A 26,392-nucleotide genomic window follows, 5' to 3' on the forward strand; every position below is an offset into this window, starting at 1 on the left:
CGCCGCTTACCCGTTACATTTCGCGACAAATTGACCGCTGGACTGACAAAGTTGCGGGACACATTGTTTCCATAAGGGTCATCAAGGACGCGGCATCGGCCTCGTTCGGATGAACCAAGCCAAGGAAACAGATATGCTTCGCCAATTTTTCACCACCGTCGCGGTCGGATCGCTCTTCGTCGGCGGACTTGCCGCCACCCATGTCGCATCGGCCCAGCCCGGCGCGGACGGCCCCAGTGGCCCACGCGGCGGCATGATGATGCAGGCCGACGCCAACAAGGATGGCAAGATCAGCAAGGCTGAACTCATCACCGCGCTCGATGCCCGCTTTGCCAAAATGGACGTCGACAAGGACGGGCAGCTGACCTCCAAGGATCGCGATCTCAAGCGCCAGCAGCGCATGGACGAACGCTTCGCCCGGCTCGACACCGACAAGAATGGCCAGCTTAGCAAGGCCGAACTTGCCGCCGGCCAGCAGGCCCGCGCCGACAAGCGCGCCGAAATGGGCAAGGGCGAAGGCCGCCGTCACATGGGCAAGCGCCATCATCGCGGCATGATGGGCCACGGCGGAAACGGCGGCGCCATGGGTGACGCGAACAAGGACGGCACCGTCACCAAGGCCGAATTCACGGCCGGGGCGCTCGCCATGTTCGACCGGGCTGACAGCAACAAGGATGGCTATGTCACCGCCGACGAAATGAAGGCGGGCCGCCAGGCGATGCGCGCCGCGTGGAAGGACCGCAAGGCGTCCGCCCAGAACTGAGCGCTGTGATGGCGGGTGGCGCTGCTGTCTTGCCGGGCTCCTCTCCCCCGGGAAGCGCGCGCCGCTCCGCCCCGGAAGGGCGAAGGCACCTCCTTCGCCCTTCCAACCATAACCAACCCATGACAGACAGGCATGATGAGCGACCGTCCCCATCTCCTGCTCGTCGATGACGAGCGTTCGATCCGCGAACCGCTGGCGCAATATCTCTCGCGCAACGGCTTTCGCGTCACCGCCGTCGACAACGCTGCGGAGGCGCGGGTGCGGCTCAACGCCAACGCCATCGACCTCGTCATCCTCGACATCATGATGCCGGGCGAGGACGGCCTGTCGCTCTGCCGCCATATCCGCGAAACCAGCGAGATACCGGTCATCCTGCTCACCGCGAAATCGGAGGAGACGGACCGCATCGTCGGCCTGGAAATGGGCGCGGACGATTATGTCCTCAAACCCTTTTCGCCGCGCGAACTGGTCGCCCGCATCAAGGTGATCTTTCGCCGCGTCGCCAGCGGCGGCCAGCGCGTCACCGCGCCCGATGGCGCGACCTACGCCTTTGCCGGCTGGCTGCTCAAATCGCAGGAACGCACGCTGGTCGACAACGAAGGCGTATCGCTGCCGCTGTCGACCGCCGAATATAATCTGATGCTCGCCTTTGCCACGCGCCCCAATCAGGTGCTGAGCCGCGACCAGCTGCTCGACATCACCCAGGGGCGGGAGGCCAACGCCTTCGACCGCGCGATCGACAACCAGATCAGCCGCCTGCGCAAGAAGATCGAGCCGGACCCCAAGAATCCCACCCTGATCAAGACCGTCTGGGGCGGCGGCTACACCCTGTCGGCCGAAGTGCGCAAATTGTGATGCGCTGGGCATGACGATACGCCGCCTCTGGCCACAAAGCCTGGTCGGGCAGGTGATCCTGCTCGTCGCGCTGGCGCTGTTCGTCGCGCAGGCGATCAATTTCAGCCTGCTGCTGCGCGAACGCAACCGGCTGACGCTGACCGGCCAGACCGCGCCGCTCGCCTATCGCGTCGTGACCGCGCTGGATCAGCGCGCCGATCGCACGCCCGACCGCCCCACAGCGCGAGATGGCCGCCCCGACCGGCGCCAAGCGCGCGCCATCCGCTTCCTGTCCGCTCAGCCCACGCTCGGCGGCAAGCCCCGGCCCGATGTCGCGGACCGCGCGCGCGACATGCTGGAGGATATGGGCCTCACCGTGCGCCAGGTGATCGCGGCGGAGGACAGCCTCGTCATGCCGCTGCGTCGCTGGGAAAGGCTGCGCCTGCGTCAGGGGGAGGCGCCCGATGACCGCCGCGTCGGCCGGCTGCAACTGGCCGTCGAATATGATGCGGGCCAATGGCTGCTGGTCGAAGGGCGCATCGGCAACCGCCCGCCCCGCTTTGGCGGCTGGCTGGCGGGGCAGACGCTCATCCTCTACATCATCGTGCTCGCGCCCTTGCTGTGGATCGGCCGCCGCCTCGCGCGTCCGCTGCGCCAGCTGACCGCCTCGGCTCAGCAATTCGCCCGCACCGGCGCGGCTGATCCGGTGGACGAACGCGGGCCGGGCGACGTGCGCGATCTCACCATGGCCTTCAACGCCATGCGCGCGCGCATCATCGCGATGCTGGATGAAAAGGACCGGATGCTGGGCGCGATCGGCCATGACCTGCGCACCCCGCTCGCCTCGCTGCGGGTGCGCACCGAATCGGTGGAGGACGAGGCCGAGCGGGCGCGCATGTCCGACACGATCGAGGAAATGAACCGCATGCTGGAGGATATCCTCTCGCTCGCCCGCGCCGGCCGCAGCGCTGAAAGCCCGCAAAAGGTCGACCTGTCGGCGCTGGCGGACGCGGTGGTGGAGGATTTCGTCGAGCTGGGGTCGCCCGTCACCCTGGCCGACAGCGCCCGCGCTGTCGCCTTGGTCCGCCCGCAACAGATCCGCCGCGCGCTGCGCAACCTCATCGAAAACGCCATCGTCTATGGCGATCGCGCCCATGTCAGCGTGGCCCACTTACCCGGCCAGGTGCGCATCACCGTCGCGGACGAAGGCCCCGGCATCGCGCAGGACCGCATGGCCGAAATGCTCGAACCCTTCACCCGGCTGGAAGGTTCGCGCAACCGCGAAACCGGCGGCGCGGGCCTCGGCCTCGCCCTTGTCCGCGCGATCATGACCGAACATCATGGCGAACTGCGCCTTGCCAACCGCGCGGAAGGGGGGCTGGAGGCCAGCCTGGTGCTGCCCGCCTGACGTCGCCCGATTTAAAAGGGCGACATATCCTGACTATTATGCTACATCATGGCCATCGCGCGACCCATGCCGCAAGCATTCGCCGTGACAGAGAGACCATAGTGCTCCCGCTTGCCAGCTGAGGAGCCAAATATTGGACGATCTCAATTATCTATTGAAGCGCGAGCAGGAAGAACTGATCCGCTACCAGAGCGCGCGCACACCCGAAATATCTTCCGCCCATCGTCGCTCGGCGGCTGATTATAATCAGCGCATTCGCCAGCATCCTCATCCCTACAGGTCGGAACGGGCCGATGGCACGGCGACCTTCACGCTCTCCGCGCATGTGGAGGTGCGGGCATGAGCCGCGCGATCAACGTCAAGGGCACGCCCGAAGCGGTCACGGCCCTGTGCGCCAGCCATGCGCTGCGCATTTCGGTGATCGAACCGCTGCAATCAGGCGGCGTGCGCGTCGTGATGCTGGACCCGCGCGACGCCGACACGCTGCGCGGATTGATGAAGGCCAAGCTCATCCAGGGCGAAGTCGTCCGCTCCGCCTCGCACGTCGCGCGCCAGTTGCCGGCGGCGACATCCCGGCGATGACCGACCGCCAGCAACCGGCCCGCCGCCCGTCCGGCGCATCGCGGCCCGCGACCCAGCCCACCCCGGCCCGCCGCGCGCACGACAGCGACTTGAGCCGCGCCCACGCCAAAATCCGCGCCGTCAACCAACGCGAAGCCCAATCCCGCCGCGGCCGCGAGGGGTAGGGTGGGGTGGCCGATGATGGAATGTCTGGTCTTAAGGTCCAGCATGCAGATAGTTGACGCTGGCATGGTATCAGCACTGACTGGAGCCGGTCGCTCAGGCCAGCCACCGTGGACGTTCGTTTCTCGCGGAAGCGGCCGGTGGGATGCATCAAGGCGGATACGTTTGACATAGCTACGCCTGTTCGCCTTTCTTCAACAAGCGCGTGCGTAATTCCTGCGCGGACCGATGCGCCCATCCCGAGGCGGATAGACGGCGGTCTTCAAACAAAGTCGGCATCCCGCATGTCGTCAGATCCCACAGGACACACATGCTAGCGAGCATGTCGAGCACAGGCGCTACTAACGGAACGGTCATTTCATCCCAGTGATCGCCGTGAGCCTCGAAGGTACGCATATCCCGCGCGATCTTGATCACTGTCCTCGCATCTTTCCTAGGCACCTCGGATTCAATCGCCGCGGCGAGCATCTTGAGGCGCCGCGGCAGGCTTTGATGTTGGAGAAGCGACAAAATGCCTAGCAGCCGATCGCGCGGCACTGCCGGAGTCGCCTCCTTGCCAGCCTTTGCGGCGGCGTCGACGATCGCCGTCAAGTCCGCATCCGATAAGGTGGACGGAGCACGCAACTCGCTCAGGCTCTCGATTGCGCTGCACAAATCGGCGACCAGTTTCGTCGAGGATTCCTTACGCATACGTTCGAGGACACGATCAACCCGAACGCGGAACAGCCGGCGGCTACCATCGCGCTCAAGCCATTGTCGCATCACGGTCGCGAATTTCTTGCGGTGCTTCCATTGACCATAAGGCACATCCCTCGGGCCGAAATCGAACATCTCGGTTCGATCGCGAGAGATCGCGGTTTCCATGTTCGACAAGTAAATGTCACTGTGGCGGTCACCGCGCTTCGTTTTTCCACGACAGCTCAGGGTTGTGAAGGGAAGCGAGCGCATAGCGATCTGCCGAAAGAAGCGTCGCCATGCCCATGCGGCATCAAGTGCCTCGTCGATCGAGACCGCATTGGCGAACCGGATCGTAGCGATCGCGACGGAGGATATGGTCAGCGATTTTCGGCCGTGGCTTTGGCTGTGCCCGAGAAATATCTCGTAGGTGGCATTGCCAACCCGTTCGCGCAGCACCCTTGGCAGCCTGTGAACAATGTAGACGCTTTCCGGTGAGAAATAGGCATAGTTGCGCGGGTAAAGTCTTTCGACATCGCGAAGGGCGCGAACCTGCTTCAGCGTGTCCGGCGTTGCGTTGTAGAGCGACTGCCATTCCGCGATCTCATAATAGAAAATGTCTTCGAGGCCGTCAGCAGTGAACTGGATTTCGCGAACACGACCACCGGGTAACACGGACTCGGCGTTGAACAGAACGATGTTGGGAAAGATCGTGAATTCCCATTCGCGCCGCTCGCCATATGGCATGCCGGACTGCGATGTCAGTGCGTTGTGGAGTAAGATCTTGCTGCCGTTATTCGTTTCGAGGGTGAGGTCGAACCAGCCCGTGTCTGGGTCGCGTTCGTTGATAAAATTGTCGGTGGTTAATGTTACAACGGTGCTGCGGCCTGAGAGCGACAGGACACCAGTTCCCTTATTGTCGTCTGCGAGCAGACGGACGGGTTCGCGAGAATAGGCCGCTTCAAGTTCGCTTGCTGTGCGCATAGGCCTTCCTAGCCGTACTCAGGAGTGGCGCGAAGAGTATATGGGCTGTCCACTGATTCCGGCGTCCGAGCGTGTGAATATCGGCTCTTGTCGAAAGCCGACATTTGACGAACCGAGCGGGATTGACGGGTTTATCCCAGACGCAGTCACAAGCAGAATGTTTGCTTCCGGGCATGATAAATCGCCGTTGAACAGTTTAGATGCGCGCAAAGCTGCCTCCCAATCCCTGCCACCCTCCCAACATCCGCCACAAAAAAGGGGCCGCTTTTCCAAGCGGCCCCTTTCGCATCCTCTCCCTTGTGACAGGGATGTGTCTTTCGCGCTGGCTCAGTCGGCCTTCGACTGGAGGTTCACCGCGGCATATTTGCCGCGACGGTCGACTTCCAGTTCGAAGTCGAGGCGGTCGCCTTCGTTGAGGGCGGCCATGCCGGCGCGTTCGACGGCGCTGATGTGGACGAAGGCGTCGGGCTGGCCGTCATCGCGCTGAATGAAGCCAAAGCCCTTCATCGCGTTGAAGAATTTCACCGTGCCGCTGGCGCGTTCACCGGTCAGCTGGCGCTGCGGGCCACCACGATCGCCGCCGCCAAAGCCGCCGCGATCATTGCCGAAGCCGCCGGCGCGGGGTTCGCGCGGGGGCGCGCGATCGGTCACGGGCAAAGGCTCGCCCTCGATCACCAGATCGGTGGCCGACACCTTGCCGCCCCGATCGACCAGCGTGAAGCCGAGCGGCTGGCCTTCGGCGAGGCCGGTGAGGCCGGCCTGTTCCACCGCGCTGATATGGACGAACACGTCTTCGCCGCCATCGTCACGAACGATGAAGCCAAAACCCTTTTGTCCGTTGAAGAATTTGACGACGCCCTTGCCTTCGCCGACGACCTGCGCGGGCATGCCGCGACCACCGCCGCCGCCACCGCCGAAGCCGCGACCACCGCCGCCGCCAAAGCCGCCACCACCGCCGCCGAAGCCGCCGCGGTCACCGCCGCCAAAACCGCCACGATCGCCGCCGAAACCGCCGCCGCCGCCAAAGCCGCCGCGATCACCGCCGAAACCACCACCGCCAAAACCGCCGCGGCCCTGATCGTAGAAATTGTCGTCGCCGAAACCGTCGCGCTTATCCCTGCCGCGCCCGCCGCGGCGACCTCTATCAAAACTCATGCCCTGTTAGTCACTTTCGCTTCGCCCCAAGACCAATCGGACAAACATGTCGGGCGAATGACATGCAAAATCCACCGCAAAGGCGGGTTTGGGAATCACTATATCAACTTTTCAGGCCCACGCGAATGATTTTCACCTTTCCGGTCCCGATCCGTTCCTTTTCGCGATATTATCGCCACTGTGCGCATCCTGTCGCGTGCGTGTCTCGGCTCGTCGCTCCATGAGCGCGATGCATTGCCTCGATTGCGGTGCGGGCGGTTTCGCCATAGAGGGGGTGGCATGACCGTGCATTTCCATGAAGAAGATCTGCCCGCCGGCGTGCTCGCGCCAGGGCCGATCGCCGTCGATACCGAAACCATGGGGCTCATCACCCCGCGCGACCGCCTGTGCGTGGTCCAGATCAGCGACGGCAAGGGGGACGAGCATCTGGTGCGCTTCAACCCCGGCAGTGATTATGCCGCGCCGAACCTGAAGACCGTGCTGGCCGATCCTGCGCGCCTCAAACTCTATCATTTCGGCCGCTTCGACATTGCCGCGCTGCGCCATTATCTGGGCGTCGTCGCCGCGCCCGTCTATTGCACGAAGATCGCCTCGCGCCTGGTGCGCACCTATACCGACCGCCATGGCCTGAAAGAACTGGTGCGCGAATTGCTGGGGCAGGACATCAGCAAGCAGCAGCAGTCGAGCGACTGGGGCGGCCCGGTCCTGTCTGACGCGCAAAAGGATTATGCCGCGTCCGACGTGCGCTTCCTCCACCAGCTCAAGGCCGAACTGGACAAAAGGCTGGAGCGGGAAGGGCGCATGGCGCTCGCCCAGGCCTGTTTCGATTTCCTGCCGCACCGGGCCGAGCTGGACCTGGCGGGCTGGCCGGAAATCGACATTTTCGCGCATATGTAAGGGGGACGGGTAAGCGCCGCCATGTCCGTTCAGGCCGAACAGCAACGCAATGTCCGCCGCCACTGGGCGCGGCCGGGCGGCAGCCATGACCGGCTGGTCAGGCTGCTCAAGAACTGGCTGCCCGTGTCGGTCGGCGTGCTCGCCGCTTTGCTCGCCACCGCGCCCTTCACCAGCGGCGACAAGCTCAGCTTCGTGCTCGACAAGAATAAGGTGGAAGTTGCCAAGGAACGCATGCGCGTCACCGAAGCCCTCTATCGCGGCGAAGACAGCAAAGGGCAGCCCTTCTCGCTGCGCGCGGGATCGGCGGTGCAGAAAAGCTCGCGCGAACCGATCGTCGACTTGAACGATATGTCCGCGCGCATCCTGCTGTCGGATGGCCCCGCCGTGCTGACCGCGCAGAAGGGCCGCTACGACATGGAAAGCGAGCGCGTCGCGATCGAGGGGCCGGTGCAGTTCCAGGCGGCGGGCGGCTATCGCCTGACCACGCGCGACGTGGGCGTCGACCTTACCACGCGGCGGATGCGCAGCGCCGGGCGCGTCGACGGGCGCATCCCGATCGGCACGTTCAGCGCCGATCATCTGGAAGCCGACATGGGCGCGCGCACCGTTACGCTCAACGGTCGCGCCCGCTTGCGTATCGAACAAAATGGCCTCAAAGGGCAGAAGTGATGAAACGCTCCCTCATCCTGCTTGCGACCGGCTTTCTGGCGACCACCGGCGTGATGATCGCCGGTCCGGGCGGCCCCCTGTTCGCGCAGGTGTTCCGCAACCATGACAGCAACGCCCCGGTCAATTTCACCGCCGACCGGATCGAGGTGCAGGACCGCGCCGACCGCGTTGTCGTGTCGGGCAATGTCGTGGTGACGCAGGCGGGCATGACGCTCAACGCCGCGCGCATGACCGTCGCCTATCGCAACCAGCCCGGCAGCGGCGCCAGCGGCGTGGAAATCGACCGCATCGACGCATCGGGCAACGTCGTCGTGACCAAGGGCGATCAGACCGCGCGCGGCAATGTCGCCATCTACGACCTCAATGCCAAGCTCATCACGATGCTGGGCAATGTCGCGCTGACGCAGGGCGCGAACCGGTTGACCGGCGGGCGGCTGGTAATGGATTTGAACAGCGGGCGATCCACCGTCGATGGCCGCTCCAACGGCGGCGGCACGGGCACCTCGACCAGCCCCAGCGGCCGCGTATCGGGCACCTTCTCCGTCCCCCAACGAAACAACTGACCGCGCCCTGCAAAGGCGACAGGTCAGAGTGGTTTTTACAATATGGCTGGATTCGCAATAACTTGCCTTATTGCGAACGGTTAAGTATCTGATTTACAACGATAATATTTGATCCTGACGGCGTGCAAATGCAAAACGTCTTGCAGCCGTCGCGTTTGTCGTCGCGATAAGCGTACGAAAAAGGGCGCCGCTTCCTCAGCGACGTCCTTTCGCGATGGCTCAGGACATCACGCCGCCGCGCGACGTTCTTTCAGTTCCTCGTTCAGCATTTCCGCCAGCAGGAAGGCCAGCTCCAGGCTCTGCGCCGCGTTGAGGCGCGGGTCGCAATGGGTGTGGTAGCGGTCGGCCAGCCCCTCGTCGGTGATGGCGATGGCGCCGCCGGTGCACTCGGTCACATTCTGGCCGGTCATTTCGGCATGAATGCCCCCGCCAAAACTGGCCTCTGCGCGATGCACGGCAAAGAAGCCCCGCACTTCGGCCAGGATGCGGTCGAACGGCCGCGTCTTGTAGCCATTGGGCGCCTTGATGACATTGCCGTGCATCGGGTCGCACGACCAGACCACCGGATGCCCTTCGCGCAGCACCGCGCGCACCAGCTTGGGCAGTCCCGCCTCGATCTTGTCATGGCCATAGCGGGTGATGAGCGTGATCCGCCCCGCCTCGCGCGCCGGGTTCAGCACATCGAGCAGGCGCAGCAGCGCGTCCGGCTCCAGGCTCGGCCCGCACTTCATGCCGATAGGATTGCCGATGCCGCGCAGATATTCGACATGGGCCGACCCTTCAAAGCGGGTGCGGTCGCCGATCCACAGCATGTGCGCCGACGTGTCATACCATTCGCCGGTGATCGAATCCTGCCGGGTGAGCGCCTGTTCGAACGGCAGCAGCAATGCCTCATGGCTGGTGTAGAAGCTGGTCCCGCCCAGCTGCGGCACGCTTTCCGCGTCCAGCCCGCACGCGCGCATGAAGTCGAGCGCCTGACCGATTTGGTCGGCCATCGCTTCGAACTTCGCAGCCCAGGGGGACCGGCCCATGAAATCGAGCATCCAGCCATGCACCCGGTCGAGCGAAGCATAGCCGCCGGTCGAAAAGGCGCGCAGCAGATTGAGCGTCGCGGCCGACTGGTTATAGGCGCGGACCATCCGCGCCGGGTCCGGCTCGCGCGATTCCGCCGTGAAGGCGATGTCGTTGACATTGTCGCCGCGATAGCTCGGCAGTTCCACGCCGCCGATCGTCTCGGTATCGGCCGATCGCGGCTTGGCGAACTGGCCCGCCATGCGGCCGACCTTCACCACCGGCAGTTTCGACGCGAAGGTCAGCACCACCGCCATCTGGAGCAGCACGCGGAACGTGTCGCGGATATTGTTCGGGTGGAACTCGGCGAAGCTTTCGGCGCAATCGCCGCCTTGCAGCAGGAACGCCTCGCCCGTCGTCACCTTGGCAAGGTCCGCCTTCAGGTTGCGCGCCTCGCCCGCAAAGACGAGCGGCGGAAACTGGCCAAGCTGAGCCTCGACCGCGGCGAGCGCCGCCTGGTCCCGATAAACGGGCATCTGAATGCCCCTTTGGCTCCGCCAGCTTTCCGGCGTCCACTTCGCCGCCACGTCTCTTCTCCTTCGCATGCATCAAAATAGGCGCCGCACCTACGCCGCCACGCGGGTCAAGGCAAGTTTATAGCGGTGCTGCCCCTCCGCCGCGCAATGATTTGTCTCGATCATGCTGATCGACCGGGTCGTCAGTCCTTCCGCCTGGCGGTGAAGTCGAACGTCACCGCCACTTGCGGGGCCAGGCTGCCGCTGCTCTCGCCATTGCCCACGCCAAAGGCCGCCCGCGCGATGCTGGCGATGCCGCGCACCCGCCGCGTCGCGCCGTCGCCCGACAGGCTGAACCGGATGGACTGCGGCTTGGATACGCCTTTGAGCGTCAAGGTGCCATTGGCGCTGTAGCGGCCGGGGCTGGTTTCCTGCGCGCCCTTGGCGGTGAAGGTTGCGGTCGGGTGCGCGGCGGTCGCGAAAAATTCGTCGCCCGGCAACATCCCGTCCTTGTAAGCGTCACCGACGCTCGCCGACGTCATGTCGATCGTCACGCTCAAGTCCGCGCTTTCGGGCCGGGCAGGGTCCATGACGATCTGCGCGGTCCATTTGGAAAAGGCGCCGCTGATCGTCTCGCCGTCATTGCCCACCGAAAAGCGGATGGCGCCGCCCGGTTGCACCGCCCATGCCGGCGGTTCGCCCGTCTCTTCTTCCGCGTCATCGCTGGCGTTGGCGGCCGCATTGTCGCCGTCCGCCGCCACTGCGGCGTTCTGCGCCTCTGCCATATTGGCGGCGTCGTTACCCATGTCCAGGTCCTGCGCCACGGGCGCAGGGGCGGGCGGCGCGCCGGTCGGCACGATCGCGCGTCCGGCAAGGAAGCCGATCAGGATCAGCGCCGGCAATGCCACCAGCCACAGTTGCGACCGGCCCGGAGCCATGCGCCAGAGCAATCCGTCGCGCAGCAGCAGATGATGGCGCAGCGCGCCCGCGACATGCAGCAGGAACAAGGCGATGCCGATCCACGCGATCAGGCCATGGCTACCCTCGAAAACTTCATGCGCGCTCGCCGGCACCGGCAGATGGGGCAGGGGGATGACGCCGAAGATCAAGGTCGGCACCTTGACCTTCGCAGTCGACACCAGTGCCCAGCCGGTCAGAGGCGCGGCCAGCATGAAGGCATAGAGTCCGAAGTGCACGGCCGAGGCCAGCCCGCCCTGCCATCCGCCTTCTTTCGCCGGCGGACGTGGTTTCCAGTACCGCACCGCGATGCGCAGCAGGGTCAGCGCCAATATGGTGATGCCGACCGACTTGTGCAGCTGGAACAGGTCAAAGCCGCGCGCGCCCAGATCCTCCAGCGCCCATCCGACCGCAATCTGGAACGCCAGCAGGGCGGCGATCGCCCAGTGCAGGATGATGGCGGCTATGCTGTAGCGCTGCGGCATGGATGCTCCCCCGATATGTCGTGCCGCCAAATTAGGGCGGACCGACATGCAAGTCCATCATCTTGCAACCAGAAGCCCGATGCATGGCGATGAACCCGCCAAGAGCAGGGCCATGCTAGTCGCCGATATCCAGCGCTTCCACCTGCGCCGTCGGCAAGTTGGCGCCCATGATTTTCGCCAGCGTAGGCGCAATGGCCCGCATGTCGATCCGCCCCAGATCCTTGCCGGCCGGGATGCCTTGTCCCATCAGCAGCAATGTCGCGTCCAGGCTGGCGGGGCCGGGGAAATAGCCGTGCATGCCCTTGACCGGGCTTGGACCGATCATGGGAGCTGCCGCGCCCCGGAAGATATCGGTCACAAATCCGGGTTTCAGATTCACGGCAAAGCTGGCCTGCGGATTGCCGCCCATCGACACGAGCCGGTCATGATCGACGATCTGATCAATGCCGTTGGCGGGATTGGTCGCCAGCCGGTCGAGCAGCGTCCGCACCCGCGCCTTGAGCGTTGCATCGTCCGGCCGCGCGAGCATGATCGCGGCCGATCCGCCCGCGATCCACGGCATCGCCAGCCAGGACGCGACCTTGCCGTCGGACCCCAGGGTGATGAGGCCCGCGTCAATGAAGGGGCGGTAGAAGTTGATCGCGCTATGGGTCGCTTCGAACCCATGGTCGCTGACCAGCGCAATCACCGCGTCGGGATGCGCCTGCCGCTCCGCCGCGACAAGATCGCCGACCAGCGCGTCGATCTTTTCCAGTACGGATTTTGCCGCGGGCGATCCCGGCGCGCTGGCATGTTCCTCATGGTCCAGCGCCGCAAAATAGACGGTCAGGAAATCCGGCCGGTGCGCGGCGATGAGCGCGCGGGCGAAACGCGCGCGATTCTGGTCCGCCGCCAGGCTTTCGTCGATCCCCATGGCGTAGGGCGCGCCGACCCGCGCTTCCAATTGGGCTTTGAGGCCCGGCGTCGCCAGCGCATCGAGCAGTTGCGCATCATCGGCATGGCCCGTGCGCCATATCTGCGGCAGGTTCCACGTCACGCCCTTGGCCGCGACGCTGACCGGCCAGTGGATGTTGCCGGTGGACAGGCCGGCCTTGGTCGCCGCTTCCCACAGCATCGGCGTCTTTGCATCCTGCGCATACCAGTACCAGCCGCCCTGATTGATGCCCATGGGGTCGAAGCTGTTATTGGCGACGATGCCATGCCTGGCCGGCGACACGCCCGTCATCAGCGTGGTGTGGCTGGGATAGGTCAGGGTGGGCAGCACGCCGGTGACGCCGGTCGCATGCGCCCCCTCCGCCACGAAGCGGCGCAGATTGGGAATGGACAACCCGCGCGTGTCCGCTTCCAGCACATCGCCGGGGCGCAGCCCGTCGATCGAAATGAGGAGGACGGGTTCTGCTGAGGCTATGACCGGAATGGCCATCGCCAGGGCCGAAACGGCAAGCGCGAGTGTCTTCATGCGTCTGTCTCCGCGATCTGGCTTAAAAGCCGGTCTTGAGCGTGGCGAAGAATTGCTGGGGCGCGCCCACCAGCAATGTTTGCGCGTCGCCGCTGTTGACGAACCCGCCCGACCCGATCGTTCCGACATATTTCTTGTCGAACAGGTTGGTGGCATTGAGCTGCACCTCGATCCGGTCGGTCAGGCGATAGCCAACCGATGCGTCCACGATGACCCGTCCGGGGACCGAGGCATCGTTGGTGTAGCTGTAAAAGCGGCGCGACATATAGTTGACGCCGACCCGCCCGAACGCCCGGCCATCATCATAATTGAATTCGCCACGCGCCATATGCTTGGGGCTGTCGACCACGGTCTTGCCCTTGATCGCCGCGACCAGCGTGCCGTCCGAACTGTTGAGCACATCGTCGCGGTAGGTGGCGTCGGTGTAGCTGTAGGACGCATAGACGCCAAAGCCCGACCCCAGTTTCAGGTCGCCCGCTGCTTCAAAGCCGAGTGCGCGCACGCCGCCGACATTCTGGAGCGCGGACGCCAGGCCCTGGATCGGGCTGCCCACCGTCACCGCCAGCAGCCGGTTGCGGAAGTTCACCAGATAGGCGCCCAGCACACCGTTGAACATCGGCGTGTTGTAGCGCAGGCCCAGTTCATAGGTGTCGGACTGTTCGGGCTTCAAATCATCCCGGATAGCGTCGAAGCCGACCTGGTTCGTCGAAAAGGGGCCGGTCGTGGTGGCGGAGGAGAAGGCGCGCGTCACCTGGGTGAACCCCCCAAAGATTTCCGCCTCCGGGCTCAGTTCGACGGCAAAGCCGGCATGGGGCTGGAACCAGTCCTCGACCTTGATCCTTCCTTCGGGAAAGCTCGCCTGGACGATGGCGTCGGCCTTGTTCGTGACCTTGAAGCCTTTCCACCCCAGGTTGATCGTCACCATGCCCAGGTCGATCTTGTCCTGGACATGATATTGGAAGGTGTTCGTCGTGAAATCGAACTCCCACTGAGTGAAGAAGGGGTTTTCGGGATAGTCGCGGAAGCTCAGGCCCGGCTGCGTCCGGCTGGCAAAAGCGTAGAAGCGGCGCGCCTGATGGAATTTGTTATTCTCATACCAGGCCCCTGCGCTAAGCGCATGGACGCCAAGCCTATAGTCGACGCTGCCGAAGACGCCGATCCGGTCCATGTCATATTCGGTCGTGCGCACCGCCATGGGCACGCCATTGGGGCTGGGGGTGTAGGGCGTCGCCCAAAGGCCCATGCCGCTATTGTTATGATAATAGCCCTTGATGCGGGCGGTCGCCGCCTCCCCGATCGGGGTCGTCAGGCCAACCGCGCCCAGCCAGTCCTTCCGCAGGCCCGCCGCATCATAATAGGCGTCGTCGGCGCTGGTGACGTTGCCGGGATAGACCTGCCCGCCCGCGACCGGCGCGCCGCTATAATCGTACAGGCCATCGGGGAAGGGCGATCCGCCGCTGTTGCTGACCCGATCGACGTCGTTGAGGCGGTCGGCATAGTCGATCGCGCGGGCATAGTCGGGAAATGTATTGTCCCAGTTCCATCCCAGGCGCCGGATCATGTTCATCGACATGTCCTGATAATCCTGCTCGCGCCGGTCGGAATAGCTCAGCCACCCGTCGATGGTCGCGTCGCCGGCCGGGATCACGACCTTGGCATTGCCCATATGCTGATCCTGCGTGCCCTGGCCCTTCCACTTGTCGGTGGCGCCATAGCCATAGGAGACATAGCCGCGAATGCCATCGCGCGTGCCCAGCGCCAGCCGCGCAAAAGCGCGCCAGGTTTCGTCGCTGCCATAGGTCAGGTTGCCCTGGCCCGCGAGCGATCCGCCGCTCAGATAATCGGCTGGATCGGCGGAGAATGTCTCGACGGTGCCGCCCAGATTGCCGGTCGACTGGGTGCCCAGCGAACCCGCGCCCTGGCTCACCCGCACGCTGCCGATATTTTCGGAGCTGATGGCGCGGGTGATGTGCAGCCCGTTATGATTGCCATAGCTCATGTCGCCCAGCGGGATGCCGTCGAAGGTGAAGCCCAGCTGGTTCTGGTTGAAGCTGCGGATGGTGACGCGCTGCGACCATTCATAATTGCCGAACGGGTCGGCGGACTGGAAATTCACGCTGGGCAGCTTTTCAATGGCTTTCAGCGCATTGGTGCCCGGCGTCAGCGTGACGAGGTCCTTGTTGGTGATCTCCTGCACCTGGCGCGTTTCGCCGCGCCCAAAGACGATGATTTCCCCGCCATCGGTCGGCGTGTCCGCTGCGGGCAGGGCGTCCTGCGCGAAAGCCGGCGTCGCCGCCAGGAAAGTCGATGCAAGCAAGAAAGCGTGAAGTGGCCGCATGATGATAGTCCCCCTGGACTCCGGTCTGATCGCCGGGTCGCGAGCGGCCAGTATCGTCGGCATGTTGCACCGTGGTGAGGGATCGTTGACGGATCGGCGTCATGGCCGTGACAGGCGCGTCATGAATGGCGTGTTGCCGCCTGTGTCAAAAAAGCCGCAGCTGCATCATTTTGCATGACGTTATTGCATCAATGGCTGCGATGGCTATGGCAATCACGATAGATTTCCGAGGGAAAGCAGAACATGGCCAAACCTGATAGCTGGCGGTTCAGTCCCGATGCCTATCGTTTCATCACGAGCATCGACACGCGATTTCAGGATCTCGACACAATGGGCCACATCAACAATGTGGCGATTTCGGGCATTTTCGAAACCGCGCGTATCCGGTTCCACCACCATCTGGGCCGGCATCCGCAGGAACAGGGGGTGCGCTGGCTGGTGGCCAATGTGAACCTCAATTTCCTGGAGGAATCGCACTTCCCCTATCCGTTCGAAGTCCATTGCGCGATCGGCCATATCGGCCGCACCAGCTGGACGATCAGTTCGGCGGGTTTCCAGAAGGGCGTATGCGTCGCGACCTGCGACACGACCGTCGTCACCCATGGTGCCGAGGGCCGTCGCCTCATCGATGACACGCTGCGCGAGGCGATGGAGCGGAATTTCCTGCGCAAGCCCGACTGATCGCGCGTCAGCGAAACCCCGCCATATGGCGGCTCCACTGGAATGCGATGACCGCCCCCTTGACCGGCTGGATCAGGGCGATCGCCAATATGGCGGCAAGGGCTGGCCAGATCAGCGATTGCCATGCCAGCGGGATGGCCAGCACGCTGTTCGTCTCGATCATCAGCGGCACCAGGATATGGCCGAGCAGCAGGATCACGATATAGGCCGGGAAATCATCCGCCTGATGCGCGTCGAGCCGCAGGCCGCATCCGGTGCAGCGGTGCGAGGCTTTCAGAAAACGCGCGAACAGGCCCGGCGCGCCACAGGCAGGGCAGCGTCCGCGCAGCCCGCGGGCGATGGCGGGCCAGGCGGCGCGGTCCGATGTTTGCGGGGCAGTTGGCTCGGTCATGCCCTCATCGCTAGGGCGATGGCCCGGCGGGCGCAACAGCATCGCCATGCCAATGGCGCTTCCGTCCGCGGCAAAGCCTGCTAGGAAACGCCATGCGCCTGCCGGGTCCGACTGAGATATTCTGCCTGTTCGACGACGCGCGTCTGCGCGGCCCCGCGCCAGCCCGTCTCTATCGCGATCCCGTCGCCACCATCGCGGCCTGGCGCATGGAGGAAGTGCAGCCAGCGCTCGACCGCGTGGCGCAGGCGAGTGACGCAGGCCTGCATGCGGCCGGCTTCCTCAGCTATGAAGCGGGACTGGCTTTGGAAGACAGGCTGGCGCCGATTGCGGCGCAAAGGGCAGGGGGCGGCGCGCCTCTGCTGTGGTTCGGCCTGTTCGAAGGGATGCGGCGCATCCCCTCCACCGCCGTGCCAGACCTGCTGCCGGACCGCACGCGCGCAAGGATCGGGCCTGTGCGCCCCCTGATCGACGAAGCGGGCTATTGCCGGGCCTTCGACAGAGTGCAGGACTATATCCGAGCCGGCGACGTCTATCAGGTCAATCTGACATTCCCCTGCGATGTGCCGTTGGAGGGCGACCCGTTGGCGCTCTATGCCGCTGCCCGTCCGCGCGCGGCCGCCGGCTATGGCGGCGTCATCCAGACCGGCGATCACACGATCCTGTCCTTCTCCCCCGAACTCTTCTTCAGCCAAGTGCGCGGCCAGCTGACCGCGCGGCCGATGAAGGGCACCGCCACGCGCGGGGTCGATCCAGCCAGCGATGCCGCCCAGGCCCGCTGGCTGGAGGAGGATGAGAAGCAGCGCGCTGAAAACCTAATGATCGTCGACCTGCTGCGCAATGACCTGTCGCGCGTGTCGCGGGCAGGCAGCGTCATCGTGCCCGACCTGTTCCGGGTGGAAAGCTACCCCACCGTGCACCAGCTGGTGTCCACCGTCCGCGCGCGCGTGCTGCCCGGCCTGTCGCCGGTCGATGTGCTGCGCGTGCTGTTCCCCTGTGGGTCGATCACCGGCGCGCCCAAGCTGCGGGCGATGGAGATCATCGACGCGGTCGAACCGCATCCGCGCGGCGTCTATACCGGTGCGCTGGGCTGGATCGATCCTGATGGCGACGCGGCCTTCAACGTTGCCATTCGCACGCTTTGCATCGACAACGGTGCCGATGCAGGCCGGCTTGGGCTGGGATCGGGCATCGTCGCGGATTCCGACGGCGTGTCCGAATGGGCGGAATGCCTGGCGAAGGCGCGTTTTCTTGGCGCGGCTTGACTTGAATAAGAGCAGGGGCTTGAAATAACGGCAATGTCATTGACCAACGGACATTATGACCTGCTCGAAACCATGGCCTTCGACCCGCATGAAGGGGTCAGGCTGCTGGATCTGCATCTGGCGCGCATGAAGGACAGCGCCGATGCGCTGGGCTTTACCTTCGACCGGCACGATGTCCGGAACGAGCTTCAGGCCGCGACCTTCCGCCTGCGCGAACGCAGCCGCGTGCGGTTGCTGGTGTCGCGCGGCGGCGCGTTGGCGATCGAGGTGCGCGATCATCGCACCTGGCCGCAGGCGATCGTCCCGGTGGCCGTCGTGCCCCGCCAGGCATCGGCTGAAGACCTGCGGCTGCGGCACAAGACCACCGATCGCAGCCTCTATCGCGACGCGCTGCGCCGGGGCGGCACCTATGAAGTGCTGCTGACCGATGCGGACGGCTATCTGACCGAAGGCTGTTTCTCCACCCTCTTCGTCGAACGCGGCGACAAGCTGCTCACCCCGCCGCTGGCGCGCGGCCTGCTACCCGGCGTTTTGCGCCAGAGCCTGATCGACATGGGCGAGGCGGTGGAGGCGGACCTCAAGGTCCATGATCTGGAAGGCGGCTTCTTCATCGGCAACGCCGCGCGCGGGATGGTGGCGGCGACGCTCGCTTATTAGGCAGCCGTCGATAGCCGGGCTTTCGAAGCGCAAAGCCTTTGCCGCCCATCTGGCGGTTGCCCCTGCCTGCGTTGCGCACTAAGGACCGCCGCGTCCGTTAAATGTGCGGACAAGAGGATATTTGAGAAAGAAGATTGCCATGAGCCAGACTTCCGCTGCCCTCGGTCGCATCCAGCCGTCCGCCACGCTCGCCATGAGCGCGCGCGTCAACGCGCTCAAAGCCGAAGGCGTGGACGTTATTGGCCTGTCGGCCGGCGAGCCGGATTTCGACACGCCCGACTTCGTCAAAGAAGCCGGCATCGCGGCGATCCGCAACAACCAGACCCGCTACACGGACGTGGACGGCACCGCCGATGTCAAGGAAGCCGTCGCCTTCAAGTTCAAGCGCGACAATGGCCTTGCCTACAAGCGCAGCCAGATCAGCGTCAATTCGGGCGGCAAGCATACGCTGTTCAACGCCTTGATCGCCACGGTCGATGCGGGCGACGAAGTCGTCATTCCCGCGCCCTATTGGGTGAGCTATCCCGACATCGTGAACTTCGCGGGCGGCACGCCGGTCTTTATCGAAGCGCCCGCCGCCCAGGGGTACAAGATCACGCCGGCACAGCTGGACGCCGCGATCACGCCGCGCACGAAATGGGTGATGCTCAATTCCCCGTCCAACCCGTCGGGCGCGGCCTATTCGGCCGATGAACTCAAGGCCCTGGCCGATGTTCTGCTGCGCCATCCCCATGTGCTGGTGATGACCGACGATATGTATGAGCATGTCTGGTATGCGTCCACGCCCTTCGCCACCATCGCGCAGGTCTGCCCGGAGCTGTATGACCGCACGCTGACGGTCAATGGCTGTTCCAAGGCCTTTTCCATGACAGGATGGCGCATCGGTTTTGCCGGCGGCCCGGAATGGATCATCAAGGCGATGGGCAAGCTCCAGTCGCAGTCGACCAGCAATCCCTGCTCGATCAGCCAGGCCGCTGCCGTCGCCGCGCTGACCGGCCCGCAGGATTTTCTGGAGGATCGCAACGCGGTGTTCAAGAAACGCCGTGACATGGTCGTTGCCATGCTGAACGATGCGCCGGGTCTGGATTGCCCGACGCCCGAAGGCGCTTTCTATGTCTATCCCGACGCCAGCGGCGTCATCGGCAAGACCACGCCCAAGGGGGCGGTGATCGACAGCGACGAAGCCCTGATCGGCTATTTTCTGGATGAGGGAAAGGTGGCGGCCGTCCATGGCGCCGCCTTCGGCTTGTCGCCGGCCTTCCGCATCAGCTATGCGACCTCGGACGATGTGCTGCGCAAGGCCTGCACCCGCATTCAGGAAGCCTGCGCGGCGCTGAAATAGGCGCGACCGTTCCCGCCGCACGGTAAAAGCCCAAGCGGCGGGAACTTTTTTTGCGCAATCTTGAAACGGTCCTTTTCCCCCTGCGCCGTCTTGTGTTCGGCGCAGGCCGGCTTATATGCCGGTTGCGAACAGAAACTTAAATATCCGGCGGCGTTCGTCGTCCTTATCCTGGCATTGGTCGAAAGCTGCTGCTGCAGAACCGGCCGTTCAGTCAGGGGCAAGGCGCATGAAGGTAGCGGGAAAGCCGATGAGATCGGCAGACTTTGGTAGAAAGGCGTTTGCCATGAAGGCGTTCCTCAAATCCGACTTGTTCCTGCGCTTCCTGGGCGGGTTCGCGATCGGCGCTGTGGGCATGGTCATGCTGCAACCCGAAGAGCCCCCGATGTTCAGCAGCACCGCCGTCGCCGCGACCTCGACCGATGGCTCGGCTCTTTAAGCGCGTCGTCCCCTTTATGGCGGTGGCCTTGGCCGCCGCTGTGCCCGCACATGCTGAGCGCGTTGTCAACGCGCCTGTCCCCGCCGTCGATGCCGAGCCGACGCGGAAGCTGGAAACCGCAGTTTTTGCCGGCGGCTGCTATTGGGGCGTCGAAGGCGTTTTCTCACACGTCAAAGGGGTGAAGCTGGTCGTTTCCGGTTTTGCCGGTGGCCCGCGCGACGTTCGCGTCGATTATGACAAGGTCAGCGGCGGCGACACTGGCTATGCCGAAGCCGTGCGCGTGACCTATGATCCCAAGGTCGTCAGCTACGGCACGCTGCTGCGCATCTTCTTCTCGGTCATCGCCGACCCGACGCTGCTGAACCGGCAGGGACCTGACCGGGGAACGCAATATCGCAGCGCGCTTTTCCCCTTGAACGGCGAACAGGATCGGGCGGCGCGCGCTTATCTGGCGCAGTTAGGGAAAAGCGGCGTATGGAATGATCCGATTGTGACGAAGGTCGAGCGGTTCACCGGATTCCAGGACGCCGATAGCTATCATCAGGATTTCATGCGCAAAAATCCGCGTCACCCCTATATCCTGCGCTGGGACGCGCCCAAGCTGGCGGCGTTCAAATCCCTGTATCCGGGGCTTTATCGCGATCAGCCTTCGGCCTGAACGGCTGGTTCGCCGCCGGCCCTTGTTCCGTCCGCACCTATGACTACCTCTTGGCCGAACGATGCAGGAGGACAGGATGAGCGAGTTGCGCGGCCGCAAGATTTTGACGACGCTGCAGGAGGACGGCCAGCTGGTCGTGGAGCTGGCAGAGGAAAAGCTGCCCCAGCCGACCGGGCATGAAGTCGTCGTCCGGGTCGATGCCGCGCCGATCAATCCATCCGACCTTGGCCTGCTGTTCGGTCCGGCCGACATGAATACCGCCGACTATGGCGAGGGACGCATCGTCGCGACGATGCCGGACGGCGCGCGCCGGGCGATGGCTGCGCGTGTCGGGCAGGCGATGCCGGTCGGAAACGAAGGGGCGGGCACCGTCGTCGCGGCGGGCGAGGCCCCGGAGGCGCAGGCCCTGCTGGGCAAGACGGTGGCCTGCGTCGCAGGCGGCATGTTCGCCCAATATCGGACGGTCGATGCCCGCTCCGTCATCGTCCTGCCTGACGATGCCACGGCGGAGCAGGGGGCATCCGCCTTCGTCAATCCGTTGACCGCGCTGGGCTTCGTCGAAACCATGAAACGGGATGGCCATAGCGCCATCGTTCACACGGCCGCCGCGTCGAATCTGGGGCAGATGCTGCTGCGCATTACCCAGGCAGATGGCATCCCGCTGGTCAATATCGTGCGCAGCCCGGCCCAGGTCGCGCTGTTGAAGGACATGGGCGCGGAGCATGTGCTCGACAGCAGCAGCGATGACTTCAGGAATGATCTCGTCGTCGCCCTCAAGGCAACGGGCGCGACCTTGGCCTTCGACGCGATCGGCGGAGGTAAGATGGTCGGGCAAATTTTGCACGCCATGGAGCAAGTCGCGTCGGAAGGGCAGGACTATAGCCGCTACGGCTCCAGCAGCCGCAAGCAGGCCTATATTTATGGCGCGCTCGATACCGGGCCTACCATTCTCAATCGCAGCTTCGGTTTCAGCTGGTCGGTCGGCGGCTGGCTGCTTTTCCCCTTCCTGCAAAGTCTTGATGCCAAGACATTGGAAGGCTTGCGGGCGCGCGTGCGCGATAATCTGACGACGACCTTCGCCAGCCACTACCAGGCGCGCATTTCGCTGGACGACGCGCTCAAGCGCGACGCGGTAATGGCCTATAACGCAAGGCGGACCGGCGAAAAATATCTGCTGCTGCCCAACGGATGAGGGGAAGCCGGACGGGCCTTTGCAGTCATTAGGACACGGAAGCGCGATATTTCTCTGCTCAGCGCCAGCCACTTCACACGATAGACGCTGCCCGATCGCTTTTCCGGGCACGCCAGCTGAATTGATACGTCACAAACAAAAAAGGGCGGGGTCCCGTAAAGACTCCGCCCTTTTTCCAATCGCTGTCGCTCGCGCTTATTTCGGCGCCAGCACCATCAGCATCTGGCGGCCTTCCATACGCGGATAGGCTTCGACCTTGGCGATTTCCTGCACATTCTCGGCCACGCGCTGGAGCAGGTTCATGCCCAGTTGCTGGTGGCTGAGTTCGCGTCCGCGGAAGCGCAGCGTGATCTTCACCTTGTCGCCATCGCCGATAAAGTCATGCACCTTCTTCATCTTCGTCTCATAATCATGATCGTCGATGTTGGGGCGCATCTTGATTTCTTTAAGTTCCTGGGTCTTCTGCGTCTTGCGGGCGATATTCGCCTTCTTCTGCGCTTCATATTTGAATTTGCCGATATCCAGGAACTTGCAGACCGGCGGATCGGCGTTCGGCGAGACTTCGACGAGGTCGAGGCCGACCTCATAGGCCTGCTCGATCGCCTCCTGCGTAAACATCACACCCAGATTTTCGCCTTCATCATCAATCACGCGCACCTTGGGCACGTTGATGAACTCGTTATAACGGGGGCCGGATTTCGGCGGCGGCGCCATCGGGCGGCGCATCATCGGGGGACGTATAGCAATATCTCCTATGGTCGTTACGAAAACGGACGGCTTTTAGCGGCATTTTACCAATGCGGGAAGGGGTGCGCGGTTCCGCCGTTACGAAATCACGCACCCTTGCGGCATTTCTGCCTCACTGCATATCGGGAGCCAGCGCCTCTTTTTCAAGTCGGGCGATCACCTCGTCGAGCGACAGGACGTTCTGGCCCTCCTTGCCCAGTTCACGCAGCGCCACCGTGCCTTCATCCGCCTCGCGCCGGCCGACGACCAGCAAATTGGGCACTTTGGCCAGGCTATGCTCGCGCACCTTATAGTTAATCTTCTCGTTGCGGGTATCGAGTTCGGCCCGGATCCCTGCGGCGCGCAGCCTGTCGACCGTCGCTCTGGCATAGTCGTCCGCATCCGAAACGATGGTCGCGACCACCGCCTGCACCGGCGCGAGCCACAGCGGGAATTTACCCGCATAATGTTCGATCAATATACCGATGAAACGCTCATAGCTGCCGAAGATCGCACGGTGGAGCATGACCGGCCGATGCCGTTCGCCATCCTCGCCAATATAGGCGGCGTCGAGTCGTTCGGGCAGCACGCGATCCGACTGGAGCGTGCCGACTTGCCAGGTACGGCCGATCGCGTCGGTCAGATGCCATTCCAGCTTGGGCGCGTAGAAAGCGCCTTCGCCGGGCAATTCCTCCCAGCCATAGTCTTCGGTCGCCAGGCCCGCCGCGACGACGGCGTCGCGCAGCTCATTTTCCGCCTTGTCCCACATGTCCTCGCTGCCAAACCGCTTTTCAGGGCGCAGCGCGAGCTTGATCGAATATCGGAAACCGAAATCCTTGTAGATGCGATCGGCCAGCGAGCAGAAGGCGCGCACTTCCTCGACGATCTGGTCTTCGCGGCAGAAAATATGGGCGTCGTCCTGCGTGAACTGGCGCACGCGCATCAGACCGTGCAGCGCGCCGTGCGGCTCGTTGCGGTGGCAGCAGCCATTTTCGTAGAAGCGCAAGGGCAGGTCGCGATAGCTCTTGATCCCCTGACGGAAGATCAAGACATGCGCGGGGCAGTTCATGGGCTTCAAGGCCATCCAGTCGGCATCGTCCGACACCAGCGGGCCTTCATCCGCCACATTGGGCACTTCGTCGGGGATCACGAACATATTTTCGCGATATTTGCCCCAGTGGCCCGACTGTTCCCACTGGCGTGCGTCCAGCACCTGCGGCGTCTTCACCTCGCGATAGCCCGCCGCATCAATCGCGCGGCGCATATAGGCTTCCAGCTCGCGCCAGATGAGATAGCCCTTGGGGTGCCAGAAGACCGACCCATGCGCTTCCTGCTGGAGATGGAACAGGTCCATTTCAGCGCCCAGCTTGCGATGGTCGCGCTTGGCCGCTTCCTCCAGCCGCGTCAGATGCGCGTTCAACTGCTTCTTGTTCAGCCAGCCGGTGCCATAGATGCGGCTGAGCATTGCGTTCTTCTGGTCGCCGCGCCAGTAAGCGCCCGAAACGCGCGTCAGCTTGAAGGCCTGGGGATCGAGCTTGCCGGTAGAGGCAAGGTGGGGGCCGCGGCACATGTCGTACCAGGAGCCGTCGGAACCGGGGGCGCCAGAATGATAAACGGTCAGTTCCTCTCCCTGCGGCAATTCGGCTGCCCATTGCGCCTTGAACGTCTCGCCCGCCGCTTCCCATTGAGCGATCAGCGTATCGCGGTCGATCACTTCGCGTTTAAGCGGCTTGTCTTCGGCGATAATCCGGCGCATTTCCGCCTCGATCGCCGGCAGGTCCTCCTCGGTGAAGGGCCGATCCTTGGGCGCGAAGTCGTAATAGAAACCATCCTCGGTCGCGGGACCGAAGGTGATCTGCGTGCCGGGAAACAGAGCCTGCACCGCTTCGGCCAGAACATGCGCGAAATCATGGCGGGCGAGTTCCAGCGCGTCCGCCTCGTCCTTCGCGGTCACGAGCGCAAGCTGGGCGTCCTGTTCCAGCGGCCGCCCGATATCGCGCAATTCGCCATCCACCCGCGCCGCAATCGCCGCCTTGGCAAGACCGGGACCGATCGCCGCCGCAATATCCGCCGGGGTAGTGCCGGGCGCGACTTCACGCACGGAACCATCGGGCAGAGTGATTTTGAGCATGGCGGACACGAGTATGTCTTTCTGTTGAATTTGCCTGTGGCGCGGTATCAAGGGCCGCGGCTTTTCCTTAGATGGGCGGGTTAGCCTGTCAATAGAAGGTCACGCCGCCAAATGGAGAAAGCCCGCTCCACCAGGGGGGCGGGCTTTCTTGAGAGGCTATGCGACCACGCGATAAAATCACGCAGGTCTTTTGGCTGCCAACTATATCAATCAGTTTTTTCGTAGCACGAAACAGGGCTGAAGATAGGTTGCCGAATAATTTGATGCAAACGTCACCAACTCAAGGTCCTGCCAGTGGGATCGGGCATAATCGCCAGGAATGATCGCCTCACCATAGGTTTCTGCGGCCAGACCCCCGCCGCCATGAGCAGGGTAGAATATGAATTCGCCTGCATCATATCGACGCAACGCGTCATTCTTGTCCGTCATAACCTGCGCATAATTTCCTGCATGCGCGGTCTTGTCGGCTTCGGAACCTGCAAACTCGATATGCGCTCTTGGACGTGTCGTCAGGCAGGCAATGCCGCCGGGCTTCAATACACGCGAAAATTCCTTGATCCAGGCATCCGCCACGTCCTTGGGCAGGTGCGAGAATACAGAGAAGGCGTAAATGACATCGAAACTATTGTCCGGGGCAGGAAGCGGAGGGCGGGCCTGGCTCAATGTATAATTCGGACCCGGAACATGCTCGCGCGCGATCGTCAGAAAGCGGTCCTCCACATCAAATCCGTGCAGGTTTTTTGCCGGCAGGTCGCGCAGCCAGTAGCGAATGATACGTCCCCAGGCACAGCCGAAATCCATCACCTGCGTGTTGCGCGACAGGCCATTACCGTGCTGGATCAGCATGCGGCGTACAAACTGCCAGAACATGAAAGCATCACGAAGTATCGGCTTTCCTGACCTTCCTACAGTGCTTGTCTGAAGACTTTCCGGCGGAAGAGGGAACAGCGGACGCCCTTGGCGATCATCGGCTTCGCCAGTGATTTGAGCAAACCATTCTTCGTCCGAAAGTGCGGCAAAATCAGACAAATTGAAACCGGCCATGATTGAATCCCTGTCTATTTCCAGGCCTTCATGAACAAGGATCGAGTGCCCTGCAAGTGAGGAGTGAGTACGCAGCGGTGCAGTTTGTCATTTTGCTTGGTGAGGTTAGGAGACGGGTCGTTTTGAAGCTGTCTGCCGCCATCGGGATAGCGAAGGGGGGCAGCGGCAACGTGCGGCATAAATTTTCGAACCGCCATTCCATGAACTTGTATGGAGCGCCAGCCTGCGGCATCTGGCCAAAAAAACAGGATACTGGAGGCCGAGCCGGAATCGAATTCCGGAAATGATCCTTTTTTAAACAGTAGCTTACATAAGGGGAAGGCGTTTAAAGCCCCCGATCGTGCCCCCAAATATACCATCAGTCAGCGAAACAATGGCTTCGCTAAGCTGATTTGCTACGCGTAACACTCATTCC

At 63.4% G+C, this 26,392-nt stretch carries 25 protein-coding genes; 15 read left to right on the plus strand and 10 right to left on the minus strand.

The annotated features are described in order from the left end of the window. Nucleotides 1–133 precede the first annotated feature (133 nt). From RLDS_RS35940 to RLDS_RS35960, 5 genes are all read left to right on the plus strand, one after another. Entirely contained in the window at nt 134–763 is a 630-nt protein-coding gene (locus RLDS_RS35940; protein WP_021225297.1) for an EF-hand domain-containing protein, read from the plus strand. 135 nt (nt 764–898) lie between these two features. Then, nucleotides 899–1,618 (plus strand): response regulator, encoded by a 720-nt coding sequence (locus tag RLDS_RS35945; RefSeq protein WP_031297739.1) that lies wholly within the window; start codon nt 899–901, stop codon nt 1,616–1,618. A 10-nt stretch (nt 1,619–1,628) separates the two neighbouring features. Further along, the gene (locus tag RLDS_RS35950) at nt 1,629–3,005 is read left to right on the plus strand and encodes an ATP-binding protein (RefSeq protein WP_021225299.1); all 1,377 of its coding nucleotides are present in this window, start codon (nt 1,629–1,631) and stop codon (nt 3,003–3,005) included. A gap of 133 nt (nt 3,006–3,138) precedes the next feature. Then, nucleotides 3,139–3,348, plus strand: a complete 210-nt coding sequence (locus RLDS_RS35955; protein WP_021225300.1) for a hypothetical protein — start codon at nt 3,139–3,141, stop codon at nt 3,346–3,348. Further along, nucleotides 3,345–3,587 carry a hypothetical protein gene (locus tag RLDS_RS35960; protein WP_021225301.1) on the plus strand — a complete coding sequence of 81 codons (243 nt, stop codon included), beginning with the start codon at nt 3,345–3,347 and terminating at the stop codon, nt 3,585–3,587. Before RLDS_RS35955 ends, RLDS_RS35960 begins: the two co-directional genes overlap by 4 nt. 336 nt (nt 3,588–3,923) lie before the next feature. Here the strand turns inward: RLDS_RS35960 and RLDS_RS35965 are convergent, their stop codons facing one another. Both RLDS_RS35965 and RLDS_RS57265 read right to left on the minus strand, forming a co-directional pair. Further along, nucleotides 3,924–5,408 (minus strand): ApeA N-terminal domain 1-containing protein, encoded by a 1,485-nt coding sequence (locus RLDS_RS35965; RefSeq protein WP_021225303.1) that lies wholly within the window; start codon nt 5,406–5,408, stop codon nt 3,924–3,926. 327 nt (nt 5,409–5,735) lie between these two features. After that, nucleotides 5,736–6,563 carry a cold-shock protein gene (locus tag RLDS_RS57265; RefSeq protein ID WP_031297744.1) on the minus strand — a complete coding sequence of 276 codons (828 nt, stop codon included), beginning with the start codon at nt 6,561–6,563 and terminating at the stop codon, nt 5,736–5,738. Nucleotides 6,564–6,842: 279 nt separating this feature from the next. Here RLDS_RS57265 and RLDS_RS35970 point away from each other — a divergent pair, with 279 nt between their 5' ends. From RLDS_RS35970 to RLDS_RS35980, 3 genes are read left to right on the plus strand one after another with little or no spacing between them, the layout of a single operon-like run. Beyond that, on the plus strand, nt 6,843–7,460 hold the full coding sequence (locus tag RLDS_RS35970) for a ribonuclease D (RefSeq protein WP_021225304.1): 618 nt from the start codon (nt 6,843–6,845) through the stop codon (nt 7,458–7,460). 21 nt (nt 7,461–7,481) lie between these two features. After that, nucleotides 7,482–8,129, plus strand: a complete 648-nt coding sequence (locus RLDS_RS35975) for a hypothetical protein (RefSeq protein ID WP_021225305.1) — start codon at nt 7,482–7,484, stop codon at nt 8,127–8,129. After that, the gene (locus tag RLDS_RS35980) at nt 8,129–8,692 is read left to right on the plus strand and encodes an LptA/OstA family protein (RefSeq protein ID WP_021225306.1); all 564 of its coding nucleotides are present in this window, start codon (nt 8,129–8,131) and stop codon (nt 8,690–8,692) included. The genes RLDS_RS35975 and RLDS_RS35980 overlap by 1 nt, the downstream gene beginning before the upstream one ends. Nucleotides 8,693–8,919: 227 nt before the next feature. On the opposite strand, the gene RLDS_RS35985 is transcribed toward RLDS_RS35980, so the two are convergent. From RLDS_RS35985 to RLDS_RS36000, 4 genes are all read right to left on the minus strand, one after another. After that, nucleotides 8,920–10,290, minus strand: coding sequence for a class II 3-deoxy-7-phosphoheptulonate synthase (locus RLDS_RS35985; RefSeq protein ID WP_021225307.1), 1,371 nt, complete (start codon nt 10,288–10,290; stop codon nt 8,920–8,922). A 131-nt stretch (nt 10,291–10,421) separates the two neighbouring features. Then, nucleotides 10,422–11,660 carry a YceI family protein gene (locus RLDS_RS35990; protein WP_021225308.1) on the minus strand — a complete coding sequence of 413 codons (1,239 nt, stop codon included), beginning with the start codon at nt 11,658–11,660 and terminating at the stop codon, nt 10,422–10,424. 115 nt (nt 11,661–11,775) lie between these two features. Then, nucleotides 11,776–13,119, minus strand: coding sequence for an alkaline phosphatase family protein (locus RLDS_RS35995; protein WP_021225309.1), 1,344 nt, complete (start codon nt 13,117–13,119; stop codon nt 11,776–11,778). 22 nt (nt 13,120–13,141) lie between these two features. Next, nucleotides 13,142–15,457 (minus strand): TonB-dependent receptor, encoded by a 2,316-nt coding sequence (locus RLDS_RS36000; RefSeq protein WP_021225310.1) that lies wholly within the window; start codon nt 15,455–15,457, stop codon nt 13,142–13,144. 243 nt (nt 15,458–15,700) lie between these two features. Between RLDS_RS36000 and RLDS_RS36010 the strand changes: the two genes are divergently transcribed. Continuing rightward, nucleotides 15,701–16,138, plus strand: a complete 438-nt coding sequence (locus tag RLDS_RS36010) for an acyl-CoA thioesterase (RefSeq protein ID WP_021225312.1) — start codon at nt 15,701–15,703, stop codon at nt 16,136–16,138. 7 nt (nt 16,139–16,145) lie between these two features. Here the strand turns inward: RLDS_RS36010 and RLDS_RS36015 are convergent, their stop codons facing one another. Next, on the minus strand, nt 16,146–16,529 hold the full coding sequence (locus RLDS_RS36015) for a DUF983 domain-containing protein (RefSeq protein WP_031297746.1): 384 nt from the start codon (nt 16,527–16,529) through the stop codon (nt 16,146–16,148). Nucleotides 16,530–16,621: 92 nt separating this feature from the next. Here RLDS_RS36015 and pabB point away from each other — a divergent pair, with 92 nt between their 5' ends. From pabB to RLDS_RS36040, 6 genes are all read left to right on the plus strand, one after another. Then, nucleotides 16,622–17,791 carry an aminodeoxychorismate synthase component I gene (gene pabB / locus RLDS_RS36020; RefSeq protein ID WP_021225314.1) on the plus strand — a complete coding sequence of 390 codons (1,170 nt, stop codon included), beginning with the start codon at nt 16,622–16,624 and terminating at the stop codon, nt 17,789–17,791. A gap of 33 nt (nt 17,792–17,824) precedes the next feature. Beyond that, nucleotides 17,825–18,448 carry an aminotransferase class IV gene (locus RLDS_RS36025; RefSeq protein ID WP_021225315.1) on the plus strand — a complete coding sequence of 208 codons (624 nt, stop codon included), beginning with the start codon at nt 17,825–17,827 and terminating at the stop codon, nt 18,446–18,448. Between the two features lie 139 nt (nt 18,449–18,587). Then, nucleotides 18,588–19,790 carry a pyridoxal phosphate-dependent aminotransferase gene (locus RLDS_RS36030; protein ID WP_021225316.1) on the plus strand — a complete coding sequence of 401 codons (1,203 nt, stop codon included), beginning with the start codon at nt 18,588–18,590 and terminating at the stop codon, nt 19,788–19,790. 283 nt (nt 19,791–20,073) lie between these two features. Then, nucleotides 20,074–20,226, plus strand: coding sequence for a hypothetical protein (locus RLDS_RS56480; RefSeq protein WP_021225317.1), 153 nt, complete (start codon nt 20,074–20,076; stop codon nt 20,224–20,226). A 16-nt stretch (nt 20,227–20,242) separates the two neighbouring features. Further along, nucleotides 20,243–20,884: a peptide-methionine (S)-S-oxide reductase MsrA gene (gene msrA, locus RLDS_RS36035; protein WP_021225318.1), complete on the plus strand. Its 642-nt coding sequence runs from the start codon at nt 20,243–20,245 to the stop codon at nt 20,882–20,884. Nucleotides 20,885–20,960: 76 nt separating this feature from the next. Further along, entirely contained in the window at nt 20,961–22,076 is a 1,116-nt protein-coding gene (locus RLDS_RS36040) for a zinc-binding dehydrogenase (RefSeq protein WP_021225319.1), read from the plus strand. A 195-nt stretch (nt 22,077–22,271) separates the two neighbouring features. Here the strand turns inward: RLDS_RS36040 and infC are convergent, their stop codons facing one another. The 3 genes from infC to RLDS_RS36055 form a co-directional block, all read right to left on the minus strand. After that, a complete protein-coding gene (gene infC, locus RLDS_RS36045) occupies nt 22,272–22,805 on the minus strand; it encodes a translation initiation factor IF-3 (protein WP_021225320.1) in 534 nt (177 codons plus the stop codon). A 130-nt stretch (nt 22,806–22,935) separates the two neighbouring features. Next, nucleotides 22,936–24,933 (minus strand): threonine--tRNA ligase, encoded by a 1,998-nt coding sequence (thrS, locus tag RLDS_RS36050; RefSeq protein WP_021225321.1) that lies wholly within the window; start codon nt 24,931–24,933, stop codon nt 22,936–22,938. Nucleotides 24,934–25,143: 210 nt separating this feature from the next. Continuing rightward, entirely contained in the window at nt 25,144–25,977 is an 834-nt protein-coding gene (locus RLDS_RS36055; protein ID WP_021225322.1) for a class I SAM-dependent methyltransferase, read from the minus strand. Nucleotides 25,978–26,392 lie beyond the last annotated feature (415 nt).

The sequence above is a fragment of the Sphingobium lactosutens DS20 genome (assembly GCF_000445105.1).
In the GTDB taxonomy this organism is placed as follows: Bacteria; Pseudomonadota; Alphaproteobacteria; order Sphingomonadales; family Sphingomonadaceae; genus Sphingobium; species Sphingobium lactosutens.